The sequence below is a fragment of the Enterococcus sp. DIV0175 genome, from assembly GCF_050529075.1.
GTDB classification, from domain to species: Bacteria; Bacillota; Bacilli; order Lactobacillales; family Enterococcaceae; genus Enterococcus_B; species Enterococcus_B thailandicus.
Map to the genome: position 1 here is coordinate 2,495,001 of NZ_CP172880.1, position 17,262 is coordinate 2,512,262.

Consider the following 17,262-nt stretch of genomic DNA (forward strand, 5'->3'; position numbering starts at 1 on the left):
CATCGGCTCCTAGTGCCAAGGCATCCACCGTGCGCCCTTATTCACTTAACCTTATCAACCTTACGGTTGGGTTTTGACATCATTTCTAGCGATAGAAACTAGTCAAGAAAAATAAGCAATTGAACTTATTAAAAAACTCATTCAACGCGGTGTTCTCGGTTTGTTTTGATCTTACTTCAAATATCCAGTTTTCAATGAACAAAGTGTTTTGAGAGTAAACCTCTCAAAACTGAACAAAGTAATGATGACAAACGTGTGTAGTCTCCGTAATATTCCTTAGAAAGGAGGTGATCCAGCCGCACCTTCCGATACGGCTACCTTGTTACGACTTCACCCCAATCATCTATCCCACCTTAGGCGGCTGGCTCCAAAAAGGTTACCTCACCGACTTCGGGTGTTACAAACTTTCGTGGTGTGACGGGCGGTGTGTACAAGGCCCGGGAACGTATTCACCGCGGCGTGCTGATCCGCGATTACTAGCGATTCCGGCTTCATGTAGGCGAGTTGCAGCCTACAATCCGAACTGAGAGAAGCTTTAAGAGATTAGCTTAGCCTCGCGACTTCGCGACTCGTTGTACTTCCCATTGTAGCACGTGTGTAGCCCAGGTCATAAGGGGCATGATGATTTGACGTCATCCCCACCTTCCTCCGGTTTGTCACCGGCAGTCTTGCTAGAGTGCCCAACTAAATGATGGCAACTAACAATAAGGGTTGCGCTCGTTGCGGGACTTAACCCAACATCTCACGACACGAGCTGACGACAACCATGCACCACCTGTCACTTTGCCCCCGAAGGGGAAGCTCTATCTCTAGAGTGGTCAAAGGATGTCAAGACCTGGTAAGGTTCTTCGCGTTGCTTCGAATTAAACCACATGCTCCACCGCTTGTGCGGGCCCCCGTCAATTCCTTTGAGTTTCAACCTTGCGGTCGTACTCCCCAGGCGGAGTGCTTAATGCGTTAGCTGCAGCACTGAAGGGCGGAAACCCTCCAACACTTAGCACTCATCGTTTACGGCGTGGACTACCAGGGTATCTAATCCTGTTTGCTCCCCACGCTTTCGAGCCTCAGCGTCAGTTACAGACCAGAGAGTCGCCTTCGCCACTGGTGTTCCTCCATATATCTACGCATTTCACCGCTACACATGGAATTCCACTCTCCTCTTCTGCACTCAAGTCTCCCAGTTTCCAATGACCCTCCCCGGTTGAGCCGGGGGCTTTCACATCAGACTTAAGAAACCGCCTGCGCTCGCTTTACGCCCAATAAATCCGGACAACGCTTGCCACCTACGTATTACCGCGGCTGCTGGCACGTAGTTAGCCGTGGCTTTCTGGTTAGATACCGTCAAGGGATGAACAGTTACTCTCATCCTTGTTCTTCTCTAACAACAGAGTTTTACGATCCGAAAACCTTCTTCACTCACGCGGCGTTGCTCGGTCAGACTTTCGTCCATTGCCGAAGATTCCCTACTGCTGCCTCCCGTAGGAGTTTGGGCCGTGTCTCAGTCCCAATGTGGCCGATCACCCTCTCAGGTCGGCTATGCATCGTGGCCTTGGTGAGCCGTTACCTCACCAACTAGCTAATGCACCGCGGGTCCATCCATCAGCGACACCCGAAAGCGCCTTTCAAATCAAAACCATGCGGTTTCGATTGTTATACGGTATTAGCACCTGTTTCCAAGTGTTATCCCCTTCTGATGGGCAGGTTACCCACGTGTTACTCACCCGTTCGCCACTCCTTTTCTTTCGGTGGAGCAAGCTCCGGTGAAAGAAAAAGCGTACGACTTGCATGTATTAGGCACGCCGCCAGCGTTCGTCCTGAGCCAGGATCAAACTCTCATAATAAAAGTTAGAACAATCTTGCGATTGTTAAGCTCAATTTGTTTGCTAGCATATTGCTTGCTGTTTAAAAATGTTTGTTGTCTTGAATTGAATCAAGACGCCCTACACATTTGGTTTGTCTTACTTTGTTCAGTTTTCAAAGGTCTACTTGAATTGCCGTAGCAACTTTTATATCATATCAGAGTGACGTTTGAATGTCAACTCTTTTTTTAAAAAGTTTTTTTGATTTCGTTTGAGAAATCTTTCAGCAACTCACTTATCATATCACATCGTTTGTTATTTGTCAAGAACTTTTTTGAAGTTTTTCTTGATGAAATCAAGCTTCATAAGCAGTCCTTTTCAAACGACTTAGTTATCTTATCATGTGATAATCCACATGTCAATAACTTTTTGAAATTATTTTTTACTTCTAGTTGTTTTTCAACAACTCATTTACTCTATCATTAAAAAAAAGAATGGTCAAGCAAAATTTTACATTTCGCTTGACCTAATTTTAAATTCTATCTCTTCACAACTTAATGATTGATTTGTTTTAATTTTTCACCCATTTTAATCGTTTCTTTCTTATTGAGTGGATAACCAACAAGTAAAATCACCGCAGATAATAGCAAACAAACTGCTGGCAATAAATTAGCAATCGTATAAATACGTTCTTGTACTAAAGCTGACTGAATTGTTCCGCCTACTGAAGACGATTGATAGCCAATCATCGTTAACATAAAACCACCAATTGCCCCTGCACATGCTTGTCCCAATTTTCTAGCAAAAGAATTGACACCGTAAACTGTTCCGTCTTCACGTAACCCCGTTGTATATTGATGATAATCAATTACATCTGTAATGAAAGCCCACACCATCAAATTGAATAATCCTGATCCCAATGTCGCAATAAATAGTAGGAACAAGTATACCCATGCATTTGTAATATGTAAAAAATACATCAATAAATACATAATAGAAGAAAACATTAGAGCGACAACGCTTGCTTCTTTCTTACCAAACCATCTTGTCAACGCCGTTGCAAAAGGAACCAATACAACGACCGTTCCATACGTGAATAATAAAGCAATCGACATTGCTTCTTTATTATGGAAGTAGTCATTAAATAAATAAGTCATATTTGTCCCAGCTAAAATTTGATTGATCACAATAAAAATGTCCACAACAACTAGTACTACTAGTGCACGATTCGAAATTAAGCCTTTAACCAGCCTGGTTGCTTGAATCTCTTCTTTTTTTCTACTCTTACTCTCTCCGTGGATAGCTTGCAAGTTAAGATATATGCTAGAAAAGCTATTGACGCACAGCTAATGGCAATCCAGAAAAATCGTTCACTTGAGACAATCTGTTGACCATTTTTGTTTTGCGTATACATTAATATTGGAATAAAGAAACCCGTAGTTGATCCACCGATTGCTGATCCAATACTTCTGAAAGTCGACAACGAAGACCGATCATCCGGATTTGAACTGATTGCTGCCGCCATTGCCCCATAAGGAATATTAATTGTTGAAAGAAAAATACCATACACAATGTATGAAACAAAAATATAAATCATCTTGGCCGACATTGGTAAATGCTGAATAATAGGCAAAAACATTAGAACTACTACGGTACAAAACGGATACTTCATTCGGCGAATCCACGGGATAAATCGTCCAACTTCTGTTAGCTTAGAAATATCACATAGCCGTCCAACGAAAACATCCGCAAATGCATCTAAAATTCTTGAAACTAGAAAAAGCGTACCTACTATTGCTCCAGAAACGCCAAGGACATTTGTGTAATAAATCATCAAAAAGCTATTAACCAATCCTAAAATAAAACAATTCCCTAAATCACCAAACATGTAACCAATTTTGTCCTTCAAACCAAACGCACTTGTTTTCTTATTGATTGTCTCCTCAGAAACTGCTTGTTGCGAAAGCATTCCAATCACTCCTTTTTCTTTTTAGTAATCGTTTTCAAAATTATACACTCCATTTTTTTATTTTTATATTCACAATATTGTTATTTTCTTGCATTATGTTGGTTGATAAAAAACTAGAGAAAGAATTTCACTTAGCTGGAAGCAAAAAAAGAGCAGGACTGCAATCGGGAACTGACACTATAATTAGATACAATTAAAAAAGAGCACCTCAAATTTAGTAAAATAAATTTGGAGGTGTTTTTCTAATGGCAAAGGATAACTATTATCCAGATACATTAAAAATTCAAATTGTTGAGCGTTTATTGGATGGAGAGTCACCTTCTTCTCTGCAAGAAGAATTCAATATCCTAGGAAAAGGAACAATATATACTTGGAAGAAGTGGTATTTGAATGGAGAAATTCATCGCTTAAAAGCTTCTTCAGGGCGTCCCATAGAACAAGAACTCTCTATCTCTAAAGTCCTAGAGGAAAAAAAAGAGTTAGAATTGGTAAAAAAATTCTTTTCGAAAGAAAGGTGGTGACAAAAGAAAATATTATTCATTTCATTGAAAAGCATAAAAAACAGTTGTCAATCTCTAAGTTGACACGGTTATTTGGATTATCAAGAAGTACTTTCTATAGAAACAGGAAGCTGAAACCTTTAAGTTTAACATCTGTCGAAGAACGAATTCATCAATTGGTTCAAGAAAATCATTTTTTATTTGGTTATCGAAAAATACATGCCCTTTTGAGTCGCGAACTCGTGATTGGTATTAACAAAGTAGCGCGTATTATGAAACACAGAGGCTGGAATTGTATAGCAAAAATCAAAAAATATCGTCATACAGGTCCTCAGCACAAAGCTTTTGACAATCTTATCCAAAAGAATTGGAATGCCAAACGCCCCTTACAAAAATTAACGACAGATATTACGTACCTTCCTTTCGGAGAAGTAGTATGCTTTATTCATCAACGATTATGGACATGTTTAACAGTGAAATCGTTGCGTACAAGATATCTTCACATCCTGATACCAATTTAGCGATTGATACATTTAATCAATTAGACGATCTACCAAAACAAGCTATTTTGCATAGTGATCAGGGATCTACGTATACAGCAAAAAAATTCTGTGATTTAGTCAAACAAAAAAACGTTATCCAAAGTATGTCCCGTAAGGGAACTCCTTCAGATAACGCACCAATAGAATCGTTTCATTCCTCACTAAAGTCTGAAACATTCTATATCACAAAAGAGCCAATAAGCTCTAATACTAGAGTAATCGATATCGTTGAAAAATACATCTATTTTTGGAATAATAATAGAATTTTAGCCAAATTGGGGTATCTTTCCCCCGTTGATTACCGATTATCAAGATCAAATTGAGTTGCTCTTTTTATTTTGTATCAAAAAGTAGTTGCACTTCCAATCAGCCCTGCTCTTTTTTGTTTACTATTAATTATTCGCTATATAGGTCACGTACTGGTGTCATGATGATTCGATTTAAATCATTGATAATTGTACTAAAACCTTGTTCTTTTTCCATTAAATCATTGATAACTGATTCTGATTGAATTTTCATAGCCATCTCTTGCGCTTTCATTGCATCTTCATCAGAGAATTCTTCGCCACGCATTTGTTTTTCCTGTAATTCAATTTGCATTGCTTGGAAGTTTTTAAATAGTTCATGTGCTTCTTTGTTTTCTTTTACTTTACCGTATGCTTCTTGTAAAGCTTTGAATTCAGGAAGTTCACGAATTTCGCGTTCGATTTGATTCGCGCTATCATAGATATTTGACATAATATTGCCTCTTTTCTTTCAGTAGTTGAGTTCATTGTAACATGCAGCTATCCGTTTTCAAAGAACTACTCACTTTGATATTTCCGCCACAAATCTTTGGCTGCATCGCCAATTCCTTGTACGCCGTCTTTTACAAAGTCACCAAAGTTCTTCAATCCTTCTTTTGCTTTCTCGCCATATTGATCTAAGTTTTCTTTCCATTTCCCAGCATTGTCCTCTGCTTCTGATGGATTGCCCACTTGATCTGCTGGGACGACCTCTCCGCCTGTTGCATACGCATCTGCGACACTAAAACTTGTATTTGAAGTATAAGGAAGGATTCCTTCTGCAGCAGACTTAAAGACTCGGCCCACAACATTCCCACTCGTCCCTTCTAAGTAGTGCAATTCGCTGGACTCTTCGTAACCCATCCAAGTTGAAATAACTACGTCTGGTGTATAGCCAACAATCCATTGATCATTTGCTTTAGTGGCATCAAAATTCGTTTCCGTAGTACCAGTCTTACCAGCAACCGTATAACCAGCTGGATTTGCAGCAACTGCTGTTCCATTAGAAAATGTGCCAAGCAGCATACTTGTCATTTGTTCTGCTGTTTCTTTTGAAATCACTTGTTTAGGTTTTTTGTCCGTATTATCTACAATAACTGCACCTGTAGAATCAACGATTTTCGTAATCAAATGTGGCGAATACATCTGCCCATCATTCGCAAAAGCACTATAGGCTCCGGCCATCGTTAACGGTGATACACCTTTTTCTAAGCCACCTAATGCTAAACCATAGTATTTATCGGATTTTGATAAGCTTAACCCGAATTCTTCTGCTTTATCATACCCTTTTTGAAGACCAATCTCATGGAGTAACCAAACAGCTGGCAAGTTCAAGCTTTGAGCTACTGCTTGATACATTGGTACTTCACCTTGATACGTACCATCATAATTTTGAGCAGCATAGTAACTTTGTGGTGCGTCTTGCAAAGTACTAGAAGGTAAGTAGCCAGACTCTAAAGCAGCTGAGTACACGCTCAATGGTTTAATTGTCGAACCTGGCGACCTTTTCATTTGTGTTGCAAAATTAAATCCACGGAAGACGTGTTCTCCACGCCGCCCCACCAAGGCTTGTACACCACCATTTTTCGGATTCAATGCAACAGACGCAGATTGAACCATTGCCCCGTCCGAAGCATCTGCCGGAAATAGCTGTCCATTTTGATAAGTCGCTTCTAGCTGCTTTTGATAATTTTGATCTAACGCAGTATATATTTTATACCCCTTGTTCATTACATCTGATTCATCCAGTCCATATGCTTCCACAGCCTCATCAATTACCGCATCAAAATAATAAGGATAGCGATAACCTGATTCCGAATCCGTATACGTGTCATTTAAATAATCCGTAATGTTCGTTTGGCTCTCCACACTGGCTTGTTCTGCTGTGATTTTTTCGTTTTCTTTCATCACACTCAACACAGTGTTTTTTCGATTATTAGCATTTTCTGGGTTATCAATTGGATTATAAATACCTGGTCCTTTAAGCATACCCGCAATTGTTGCCGCCTCTGACAATGTTACGTCACTCGCATTGACACCAAAATATCTCCTTGCAGCATCTTGAACACCCCAAACACCATTACCAAAATAAGCGTTATTCAAATACATAGTTAAAATTTCTTCTTTACTGTATTTCTTTTCTATTTCTATCGCTAGAAACAGCTCTTTTGCTTTTCTATCAAAGGTTTGATCGAGTGTTAAATACGCATTTTTTGCCAATTGTTGCGTAATCGTACTCCCTCCACCACCAGCGGTACTCCCTGAAGTAAGCATACGAACTGCTGCTCGAGCAATCCCCTTCACATCAAATCCATGATGATTATAAAAATTTCGATCTTCCGTAGAAATAACTGCATCCTGAATATACGGAGAAATTGCATCTAGTTCTACGTAAGTCCCTTTTTGAGCATAAAGTGTACCTGCTTCTTCATTATCTTTATCATAAATAACAGTAGATTGGCTTAATCCTGATTTTAAAGTCTCCACATTTGCTTGTTTTGCTAAAATAAACAAATAAACACTCGTTACCAAAATAAAAATCAGTCCCAACAAAAGAATAACTTTATTGATATGATATTTTTTCCAAATCCGCCTTCGCCATTTATGAAATCGGCTCAAATATGGCTTAATCCAGCGCCAAAAGCTAATCAAAGAAGCTTTTATTTTTTCCCAAACGCGTTGAAAATCCATTTGCATGTTCTCCTATCTTTTTATTCACACGGTCAGTTTACCACAACTAACTGCGCCTTTCTTCCTGCTTAAGATGTAAGTTTTGTAGTTAATGACGGTAGTTTAGCATAATAAGTAGTTGATTGATTTAATCTTTTTCTTAAATATATTTTAAAAATGGTAAAATAAAACTGACTTCGACGAAAGGAGCTCCTTTATGGAAATCACAATTACATTACCCGCTGATCACTCAGCAACAACTATCCAAGAATTATTAGAGCGAGAATGGCTAGTACCAAAAAAAGTTCGTCATTTTTTGCGTACCCGAAGAAATGTTTGGGTAAATGCGCAGCCCGCTCCTTTTCATTCAGAAATCCGCGGTGGCGACACAATTACTTTGCATTTTGAAGAAAGTGACTACAGTCATCAAGAAATCATCTTTGGTGATCCTCAAAAAATCCACACGCTCTATGAAGACGATCAATTAGTGATTGTAAATAAACCAGCTGGTCTAAAAACCCATCCCAATAACGCAAAAGAAACTGGAACCTTATTGAATGATTTAGCTGCTTATCTAGCTCCGAAAGATGAGAAACCATATGTTGTACATCGCTTAGATCAAGAAACCAGTGGTGCTATTTTATTCGCTAAAAACCCATTTATTCTGCCTATTTTAAGCCAATTAGTCGAACAAAAGAAGATTTATCGACGCTACCAAGCTATCGTTTGGGGAAAGTTAACCAAAGATATCACCATCACCAAGAAAATTGGACGCGATCGACACAACCGACGAAAACAAGTCATTGATGAACGTAACGGGAAAACAGCAACAACCCGCGTAACCGTTGCAAAAAATCTACCGACACAAACACAAATTTATTGTGTTTTATCTACTGGGAGGACACATCAAATTCGGGTTCATCTCGAAAGCCTAGGTCATCCAATTGTAGGCGATCCACTTTATCAGTCACGGCCAGCGCAACGAATGATGCTTCACGCAATTGAACTTCATTTGACACATCCATTCACACAAGAAACGATTATCGCTAGAGCAACTCCTGGACTATGGTAGGCCTTGAGAAAACAAAAAAGTGTCTGTGACATTAATCAAAATGATTATGCTCCAGACACTTTTTTACGAATAAATGGCTTTTCGAAAGCAAATCTCTCAAAAATGAGTAGAATAATCTCAAAAACAGATAAAGCTATTTCCAGATTATCCTTCTTATCTATCAGAGTTGACTGCTCTTATTTCAACCACTTTTTTGAAATTTTATTTTTGTCGATACTCTTTTTCGGCTAATAATAAACTACCAATAATCCCACTTTCATTCGGCAAGCCCCAGCGAACAATATATTCACTAGCTTCTGGAACTTCCATATATCCTGCCATTAATTCAACAAATTGTTGGCGAATTTTTTGTAGTAAATGATCTTGGTTCATTACGCCACCACCAAGGATAATTTTTTCTGGTGCTAAAGTTAATGTATAGTTGATTAAAGCTTGTGCAATATAGAATGCTTGGATATCCCACACAGGATGGTCTACCGGTAAATCTTGACCTTTGATTCCGGTTCTTGCTTCTAATGAAGGACCAGCCGCCAAACCTTCCAAACAGTCCCCATGATAAGGACAAGTACCAGCGTAAGTATCGTCTAGATGACGTTTCACCCAGATATGACCCATTTCCGGATGAGCAATCCCCGAAAAGATATCTTGATTCAAAACAACACCTGCACCAATCCCAGTACCAACGGTTAGATAGATACAGCTATTCTTTCCTTGTGCTGCACCTTTCTTCAATTCGCCATAGGCAGCAGCATTAACATCCGTTGTCCACGCAATTGGAATTTGATAACGTGCTTTAACACTCCCTAAAAAGTCAAAATCAGCCCAACCTTTTTTAGGTGTTGCTAAAACATATCCATAGTTATCTTTTGTTTGGTCAATGCCAATCGGGCCAAAAGACCCAATCCCCATAGCAGATAAGTCAAACTTGTCAAAAAAAGCAAACACTTGTTGCAACGTTTCTATTGGAGTCGTTGTAGGGATACTTACTTTCTCCATAATTTCATGTTGATCATTCGCCACTGCACAAACAAACTTTGTGCCACCTGCTTCTATTCCGCCGTACATTTACTTTTCCTCCTCGAATCCGATTGTCCGAATTTCATAAGGCATCAATGTCGGCTCAATCGTTTGCTTACTGTCTTTTTCTAAAAGATTCAACAATCTGCTAGTTGTCCCTGGTTTTTGAACAACCATTTCTTCTTCGTTTCCTGACAGATTGAATCCTCTCAGTACTACTTTATCATTAAACTTGCTTCGCTTCAAAGCAGTAATTGCAAACGTTTTAGCATCCACTTCTAAATAATTGTTTTTGCTGCTTAATTCACCTTGTTGATTAGCTAATTGTTGCGTCGTAAATGGAACTTGCGCAGCATACGCGTGTTGATAAGATGCAAATTTTTCATTTGGTTCATGAATTTCCATACTATACTGGAAATGGTGTTGTCCTAAACACTGTGCCTCGGGAGTTGGGAAATATCCCCAGTCCCCTAACTCACCAACACAACGCAATAAGGTCAATGCAATTTGACCTGCATCTACAATTTCGTATTCATTCAGGCCATAGTTTCCAATTGTGACACCATAATTTTCATCATGAAGATTAACAAATGCATGTTGATGTTGCGGATTCGTTGGATTTTCCCAGCTTGCGGAAACTTTATTTGGTCGCGTAACGACTTCAAATATACTATCTGCTTCATGGTGTTCCACATGTAACTTCGTTGGAAATAGCGCGCGTAATCGATGGTCTTTCATTTGATTGTCAATCGTCGTTTCAAAGTCGATTTTCCGACTATTTTTCCTTAAAGTAATTTTTGTTTCTATTAATAATGGTTTTAATTCTTTTGCTCGTTTCGCTTTACGATAACGGAATTCAACTACCATTTGTTGTTCCCTTTCTAGAAGTTCATCGGCAGAAACTGGAATCATCATGGTCTGAATGAGTTGGATTTGAGCAATCTCTGGTGTATCAACTAAAATTTCTACTTGAGAATCCCCTTGTTGGTTTGAAAGAATTGGGGCGGTGTCACTTGGTTGTTTATAGATATACTCATTTCCAACATCACCCGTATCTTCAAAAACAAGCATATCCTCAAATTGTCGATCCATTTTTTTGTCCAACACCGTTAATGAACCATTCTCTTCAATTTTGATTTTGAGCAATTCATTTTCGATTACTCGTCCTTGGTCACTGACCATCGAATCAGTAATAGCGATTGGGGCTTTTCCTTCAGCTAACGTAAATGTCTCCCATGAAAAAGCAGCCATTTCTTCTAGCGGAATAGTTACAGTCACTACTTTTTCCATATAAGGTATCCGGAACCGATCTTTCGGTAAGTCATAGTCAAAACGAACAGTTGCTTCAGATACAATTGCGGGAATGATTTCTCCTTGTGCATTCTCAACATGATAGCTCTTAACAGGCGCATCTTCCAATTCTTTAAACAATGTCTCTGGTAATCCTTCAGCAAACTTTTTACGTTCCAACTCGACTTCAATCACAGCTTCACCAGTTTTCGCTGTTCCAGCTGTATTGATTACAACAAAAGGATACGTATCCTCTGGGAATTCGCTTGTATCAATAACTTGCGACAACTGCCTCATTGCTTCTTCTGCCACAAATTTCCCAACTTCGTCTGCTTTTTCGAATCGTGTAATCATTTCTCGATGAACAGAATCCACTGAACAACCACAAATACTATCATGTGGGTGATTTTGCATTAATGTTTTCCAAGCATAATCTAATTGATCATGAGGATAGCTTCCCGAAACTTCATATGCCATTGTCGCTAACGGTTCAGCAATATTTTCTAATTGTCTTTGAACTTTCGTATTCCATTGTTTTAAATACACGCGCGCAGATGCAGTATTTGCCAAGGTATACCAGCCATCTGTTTCTTGACTCGTTAATTCGCCTTCTACGGTCCCCAAATCTTCAGGTAAATCATTTGTTACTGCTGCTAAATAGTCGGTAAAATTAGAATGAATAAATTCGTAATCTGGATATAAACGATTTGCTAATGCAATTGCCTTTGATATATCTTTTTGAACAGGTTGATGATCGACACCATTCATCATTAATAAATGTTCAGTTGAAGCATATTGTTCTGCATCAGCTAATTTTTGATCCCAAAATGCCTTGGCTTCTTGCTCTTCAGCTGGTATTTCATTTCCATTACTATACCAATTAGCAAATAATAAACCAAAAATTTCTGAGTTATCAGGCCCTTTCCATTTCATTTCAGAATATTGGGAGGAATAATTTTCTGCCTCAAGCACCTGATTATCAAAGCCAATCGGTTTTACTCCGCGGCCAAATGCTGCTGCTTCAATCCCAACTTGCTTCATCATTTGAGGTGTTTGCCCCATATTTCCAAATGTATCTGGGAAGTAGCCCAGCATTACTGGAACACCCCATTTTTGCGTTTCTTCCAACCCAATCAACATATTACGAACGTTGGATTCTGAGCTAATCAAAAAATCATCTTGCAAAATATAAAATGGTCCAATACGTAGCTTACCCGCATCAATCGCTTGTTGAACTAACGCTCTTTTCTCCGGTCTTACTTGTAAATAATCATCTAAAATAATTGTTTGTCCATCTAAGTGAAAACTATTGAATTCAGGGTCATTCTCAAAAAGTTCTAATAAATCATCCATTAATTCAACTAGACGCATATGGTGTTGTTCATAAGCCATGTACCATTCTCGATCCCAGTGACTGTGGGAAATAATATATACTTTCTTTTTCATCTAATCGCTCCTATTTTTCTACTCGAATATCAAAGTAATCCATTACTAATTCACAAAACATCATATTTGCCCAAGAAAACCATTCTCTTGTGTAATTGTTAGGGTTATCCACATCAAAACCTTCGTGCATCAAGTTTGTTCCAGCATCTGTAGCTACTAATAAATCTAAAATTCGCTCTTTTTCTTTTCGATCATCAGTGGTCATGCCTTCCATTGCTAAAGCAATTGGCCAAACATAATTTTCAGGCGTATGAGAAGAACCGATTCCTTTTGCGTACTTTCCTTCATAAAAATAAGGATTTTCTGGGCTAAGCAACGTTTTTCTTGTTTGTAAATACGTCTCGTCTTTCGAAGAACAATAGCCTACGTAAGGAGCAGCCATTAGGTTTGGTACATTGCTGTCATCCATGATTGAGGTATTTCCTTGACCATCCACTTCGTATGCGAAAATAATCTCTTGTGCTTGATTGTTAGTTTTACCATGCACTTCGATTCCTTGTTGAATCTCTTCTCGCAATGTGGTAGCTTTTGCTACGATTTGATTATTTGATAACACTGTTTGAAAAATTTCTTCAATATATCCTAAAACGACTACAGCAAACATGTTCGATGGGACTAAATACCCATATTGGCAAGTATCATCACTTGGTCGAAAACCTGACCAGGTCATTCCTGTAGGTACCACTTTTGCACCTTCCCCATCATTAACAAGCGTGTCTTCCAGACGAGTAGTATCACGTTCAAATCGATAAGGTGACTTAGTATGGTCTTGTTCTGTTTGAAAAACATTTAGAATTTTTTCGATTCCTGAAACAAATGAATCATCAAACTGATCTGTTTGCCCCGTATTTTTATATAAAAGATAGGCAAGTTGAACAGGATAACATAATGAGTCAATCTCATATTTTCTTTCCCAAATCCAATCATTCATTTCAGTATGGTCACTCTGATGTCCCGCCCCGTTCGCTTCTTCATTAAACGCATTCGCATACGGATCAATGTTGATATAAAAGAATTGTTTCTTTACCAACCCACTAATCATTGCTGCTAAGTCTTTATCTTCTTTGGCAATCACTAAGTAAGGGCGTACTTGTGCAGTGGAATCTCTTAACCACATAGCTGGTATATCACCGGTTAGCAAGAAAGTAGTTCCATCAGAATGTCGCTTTACTGTGGTTAACAATGTATTAGCAAACGCAGTAGAAAAATTTTTAGCCCAATCTGCATGCTCACTTCCACATTTCTGTTCAATTTTTCCCATGAATTCTTCAACTGATTTTGGTATATCTTTATATGGCATTTCTCAATATCCTCTTTTCTATTTGATATATCTTATTAGATTATACTTCTTGGTTTGTTTTTTGTCTACGCTTTCATAATATTTTTTATTGTTTACTTTTGCTTTATTTATGCTATCATTTATACATGATATATCATTAAGAGGTGTTATTATGGAGCAACCATTATATAAGAAAATATTTATCGATCTACACAACGCAATTCTTGATGGAACTTTAGCCATTGATAGCCAAGTTCCTACTGAAAAAGAACTTTCTCAAAAATATCAAGTAAGTCGAATCACATCCAAACGAGCATTAACAGAATTGGAACAACTTGGTTTGATTTATCGAATTCGTGGAAAAGGCAGCTTTGTCAAAGCAGACAATCCAGAGACCTCGGCTGTCCACATTCAAAAAACAAAGAGAATTCTCTTTTTATTTCCGTTCTTAACTGATTTATCCGTTGGTGATTTCACTGAAGGATTGAATCCAATTATGCAAGAAAATCAATTTGACGTATTGATGACCTCTCTTGATTTTCTCCAAACAAAAACGGCAAAAGAAGTGATGGATGAATTCGATGGATTGATTTACTACGCTATCGATACGGAGCAACACTTAGATTTATTGTTTGAACTTTCACTGAAAGATTTTCCAGTCATTATTTTGGATAAGAAAATTTATGAACTACCATTTCCAACCGTTCTTTCAGACAATTTCGCCGGCGGCTCGATAGCCACAAATCAATTGATTGCTGACGGTCATCAAAAAATTGGCTTCTTATTTGGCGAACCAACTCATCCACAATCAGTTCGTCAGCGCTATTTAGGCTATCTTGAAGCTCTTGATAAAGCTAATTTAGCTTTTCATACTGCGCTTGACGACCAAAAAGCAACGAATAAAGAGTTATTAAACTATATCAAAGAACATCAGCTTACTGCGTTTGTCTGTGAAAATGATCTTGTTGCCATTCAAACAATGAACCAATTGAAACAAGCTGGCTTTTCAGTTCCTGCTGATTTTTCAATTATCGGTTTTGATGATATTCAAGCTGCAGCTTTAGTTGATCCACCTTTGACAACTATCGCCCAAAATTTCAAAGAACTTGGAAAATCTGCTGGAGAAAAGTTGATTCATTGGCTTGAAACCAAAGAATCACCAGCAGATACCAAATACCCAGTTACATTAATAACAAGACACTCAACGAAGGAGCTTAACAATGAACATTCAACAAATTGATACTCGCCAAGGGACTGCCAACCAGTCCAATTATTCAAACGGAAATTGCCTGCCTTACACAGGCGTTCCGTTTGGAATGAATTATTTTGCCCCACAAACAACCGACCAAAAAGGAAGTTGGTGGTTCCACCCAGAAGACCGTATCTTTCAAGGTTATCGTTTAACACATCAACCTAGTCCTTGGATGGGTGATTTCAGTCATTTCCTAATGACACCAGTTAGTGGTACTCTACCTGAAAACAGTCTTTTTCATGCTCAGAGTTCTTATCGACCAGAAGAAAGCACGTTTTGCCCTACGCATCTGTCAATCAATCAACTGCGTTATGAAATTTCATCCACGTTGATTCCTAGTATGTATGGTGGTGTACTTACGATTGATTATCACAAAAATGATAGCGGTTTACTTTTGACTTTTCCTGAGCGATACCAGTTAAATGTTGTAGACTCGCATACAATTACTGGTTATCTCATCAACTTTTCTGGATGTGAGGATCCTGATTTTCGCTTTCACTTTATCCTTTCCTTTGAACAACCATTATTCGACACTGAGTTAGCAATTCCAGAGAATAGTTCTTCTATTTTGTTGTCGTTTGGCTCGATCGAACAGCAAACGATTCGCTTTGGTACTTCTTTTATTAGCGAAGAACAAGCACAGGTAAATTTATTGAGAGAGTCTGCACAGTCGCCTGATGAATACCTGGAAAAAAATCGCCAAATTTGGCAAGAATATTTCCATAAAATCAAAATCAGTCATCATGATAAAAAACAAGTAAGTACTTTTTATCATAACTTATATCGTGTATTTCTCTTTCCTCAAACATTCTATGAAGTAACTAAGGATGGCGAAAAAATTCACTATGATACATTCAGCAAAACTATTCGCTCTGGTGTTCTTTATACAAATAATGGATTTTGGGATACGTATAAAACGGTCTACCCACTCTATTCATTGATTGCCACTGAAAAATATGAGGAAATGCTTGAGGGCTTTCTTACAAGTTATCGAGAAACGGGCTTTTTGCCAAAATGGCTATCGCCTGATGAACGAGGTTTAATGCCCGGAACATTGATTGATGCGGTAATTGCTGACGCCGCAGTAAAAGGAATTCGTAGCGATTTGATGCCTGAATTTTTAATAGCAATGAAAAAAAGCGCTACTGTCCAAAGTGAGTTACCTAATTATGGTCGCCAAGGAACACTTGATTATTTAACATATGGCTATGTTCCTAGTACCTATCATGAATCAGTCAATCATACTTTAGATTATGCTTATAGCGATTTTTGTATCAGCCAAGTTGCTGCTATACTGGGGGATCATGCGACCAGTGCTTTTTATCAAAGACAGTCCTTAAACTATCGTAATATTTTTGACCCTACCGTTGGGTTCATGCGTGCAAAAGATACGAATCAACAATTTAGAGAAAACTTCTCAGCGACTCGCTGGGGTCAAGATTATGCAGAAGGAAGTGCATGGCAAAGTAGCTTTGCCGTCTACCAAGATTTTAATGGTTTGATTCGTGAACATGGTGGAGAAGCTGCTTTTCAAGAAAAATTAATCAAGCTTTGTAATCAATCTCCTTCCTTTGAAGTTGGTGGATACGGATTTGAAATCCATGAAATGAGTGAAATGGCCGCTATTGAATTTGGACAACTGGCTATCTCAAATCAACCTAGCTTCCACTACCCTTATCTATTCAGTTATCTTGGTAAACCAGAGATGGCTCAGCCGTTAATTAAACAATTGTTGACTCAAACCTTCAATGATTCACCGACAGGTTATCCCGGTGATGAAGATAATGGTAGCATGTCAGGTTGGTATATCTTTAGCAGTTTAGGTTTTTATCCAGTCACACCTGGTTCTGGAGAATATGTTATTGGTTTGCCACTGTTCGATCACGTTGAACTAAAACTTGCAAACGGTCAGACACTTACGATTGAAAGTTCACCAAATCAACCACAGCAACAGTTTGTTCATCAAGTTGACCGTAATGATCAAATGCATTCTAAGTTATTCTTTACACACGATGACTTACTCACAGGAGGAACAATTCGTTATCACTTAGGTACTGTTCCTCACCCCAAAAAATACGCGGCAGATGCTTTACCGTTTTCTTTAACCTAATAAGCCTTCACAATAAACTACGTGCAAAAATA

General features: G+C 38.4%; 11 protein-coding genes, 2 rRNA genes and 2 pseudogenes (1 of these 15 cut by a window edge). 7 read left to right on the top strand and 8 right to left on the bottom strand.

Annotated elements, in window-relative coordinates:
* The 3 genes and pseudogenes from IGJ76_RS11755 to IGJ76_RS11765 all read right to left on the bottom strand — a co-directional run.
* Window positions 1–51: ribosomal RNA gene (locus tag IGJ76_RS11755) — 23S ribosomal RNA — on the bottom strand; it reaches 2,863 nt to the left of the window's first position.
* Window positions 52–280: 229 nt separating this feature from the next.
* Window positions 281–1,841, bottom strand: a 16S ribosomal RNA gene (locus IGJ76_RS11760).
* Together the 16S and 23S rRNA genes form the textbook arrangement of a ribosomal RNA operon.
* Window positions 1,842–2,353: 512 nt before the next feature.
* Window positions 2,354–3,768: pseudogene (locus IGJ76_RS11765) on the bottom strand (MFS transporter).
* 245 nt (window positions 3,769–4,013) lie between these two features.
* Between IGJ76_RS11765 and IGJ76_RS11770 the strand changes: the two are divergent.
* The 4 genes and pseudogenes from IGJ76_RS11770 to IGJ76_RS11785 all read left to right on the top strand — a co-directional run bounded on the left by IGJ76_RS11770 (window position 4,014) and on the right by IGJ76_RS11785 (window position 5,133).
* Window positions 4,014–4,289 carry a helix-turn-helix domain-containing protein gene (locus tag IGJ76_RS11770; protein WP_095803846.1) on the top strand — a complete coding sequence of 92 codons (276 nt, stop codon included), beginning with the start codon at window positions 4,014–4,016 and terminating at the stop codon, window positions 4,287–4,289.
* Window positions 4,286–4,789 (top strand): IS3 family transposase, encoded by a 504-nt coding sequence (locus IGJ76_RS11775; protein ID WP_157729248.1) that lies wholly within the window; start codon window positions 4,286–4,288, stop codon window positions 4,787–4,789. Before IGJ76_RS11770 ends, IGJ76_RS11775 begins: the two co-directional genes overlap by 4 nt.
* Window positions 4,690–4,923, top strand: a pseudogene (locus IGJ76_RS11780) (DDE-type integrase/transposase/recombinase); the annotation flags it as partial. The gene IGJ76_RS11775 and the pseudogene IGJ76_RS11780, both read left to right, overlap by 100 nt.
* Window positions 4,915–5,133, top strand: a complete 219-nt coding sequence (locus IGJ76_RS11785; protein ID WP_370629932.1) for an IS3 family transposase — start codon at window positions 4,915–4,917, stop codon at window positions 5,131–5,133. The pseudogene IGJ76_RS11780 and the gene IGJ76_RS11785, both read left to right, overlap by 9 nt.
* A 73-nt stretch (window positions 5,134–5,206) precedes the next feature.
* Here IGJ76_RS11785 and IGJ76_RS11790 read toward each other — a convergent pair whose 3' ends face one another.
* The gene (locus IGJ76_RS11790; RefSeq protein ID WP_067481657.1) at window positions 5,207–5,548 is read right to left on the bottom strand and encodes a YlbF family regulator; all 342 of its coding nucleotides are present in this window, start codon (window positions 5,546–5,548) and stop codon (window positions 5,207–5,209) included.
* Between the two features lie 65 nt (window positions 5,549–5,613).
* A complete protein-coding gene (locus tag IGJ76_RS11795; RefSeq protein ID WP_430596638.1) occupies window positions 5,614–7,785 on the bottom strand; it encodes a PBP1A family penicillin-binding protein in 2,172 nt (723 codons plus the stop codon).
* 196 nt (window positions 7,786–7,981) lie between these two features.
* Between IGJ76_RS11795 and IGJ76_RS11800 the strand changes: the two genes are divergently transcribed.
* Window positions 7,982–8,836 (top strand): RluA family pseudouridine synthase, encoded by an 855-nt coding sequence (locus IGJ76_RS11800; RefSeq protein ID WP_270346782.1) that lies wholly within the window; start codon window positions 7,982–7,984, stop codon window positions 8,834–8,836.
* 201 nt (window positions 8,837–9,037) lie between these two features.
* On the opposite strand, the gene IGJ76_RS11805 is transcribed toward IGJ76_RS11800, so the two are convergent.
* From IGJ76_RS11805 to IGJ76_RS11815, 3 genes are read right to left on the bottom strand one after another with little or no spacing between them, the layout of a single operon-like run.
* On the bottom strand, window positions 9,038–9,901 hold the full coding sequence (locus IGJ76_RS11805) for an ROK family protein (RefSeq protein ID WP_430596639.1): 864 nt from the start codon (window positions 9,899–9,901) through the stop codon (window positions 9,038–9,040).
* Window positions 9,902–12,589, bottom strand: coding sequence for an alpha-mannosidase (locus tag IGJ76_RS11810; RefSeq protein ID WP_430596640.1), 2,688 nt, complete (start codon window positions 12,587–12,589; stop codon window positions 9,902–9,904).
* Between the two features lie 10 nt (window positions 12,590–12,599).
* The gene (locus IGJ76_RS11815) at window positions 12,600–13,889 is read right to left on the bottom strand and encodes a glycoside hydrolase family 125 protein (protein ID WP_430596641.1); all 1,290 of its coding nucleotides are present in this window, start codon (window positions 13,887–13,889) and stop codon (window positions 12,600–12,602) included.
* A 151-nt stretch (window positions 13,890–14,040) separates the two neighbouring features.
* Between IGJ76_RS11815 and IGJ76_RS11820 the strand changes: the two genes are divergently transcribed.
* Both IGJ76_RS11820 and IGJ76_RS11825 read left to right on the top strand, forming a co-directional pair.
* Complete coding sequence (locus IGJ76_RS11820; protein ID WP_071869319.1) at window positions 14,041–15,108, top strand: GntR family transcriptional regulator; 1,068 nt, start codon at window positions 14,041–14,043, stop codon at window positions 15,106–15,108.
* Window positions 15,089–17,230 (top strand): GH92 family glycosyl hydrolase, encoded by a 2,142-nt coding sequence (locus IGJ76_RS11825; protein ID WP_430596642.1) that lies wholly within the window; start codon window positions 15,089–15,091, stop codon window positions 17,228–17,230. The genes IGJ76_RS11820 and IGJ76_RS11825 overlap by 20 nt, the downstream gene beginning before the upstream one ends.
* Window positions 17,231–17,262 lie beyond the last annotated feature (32 nt).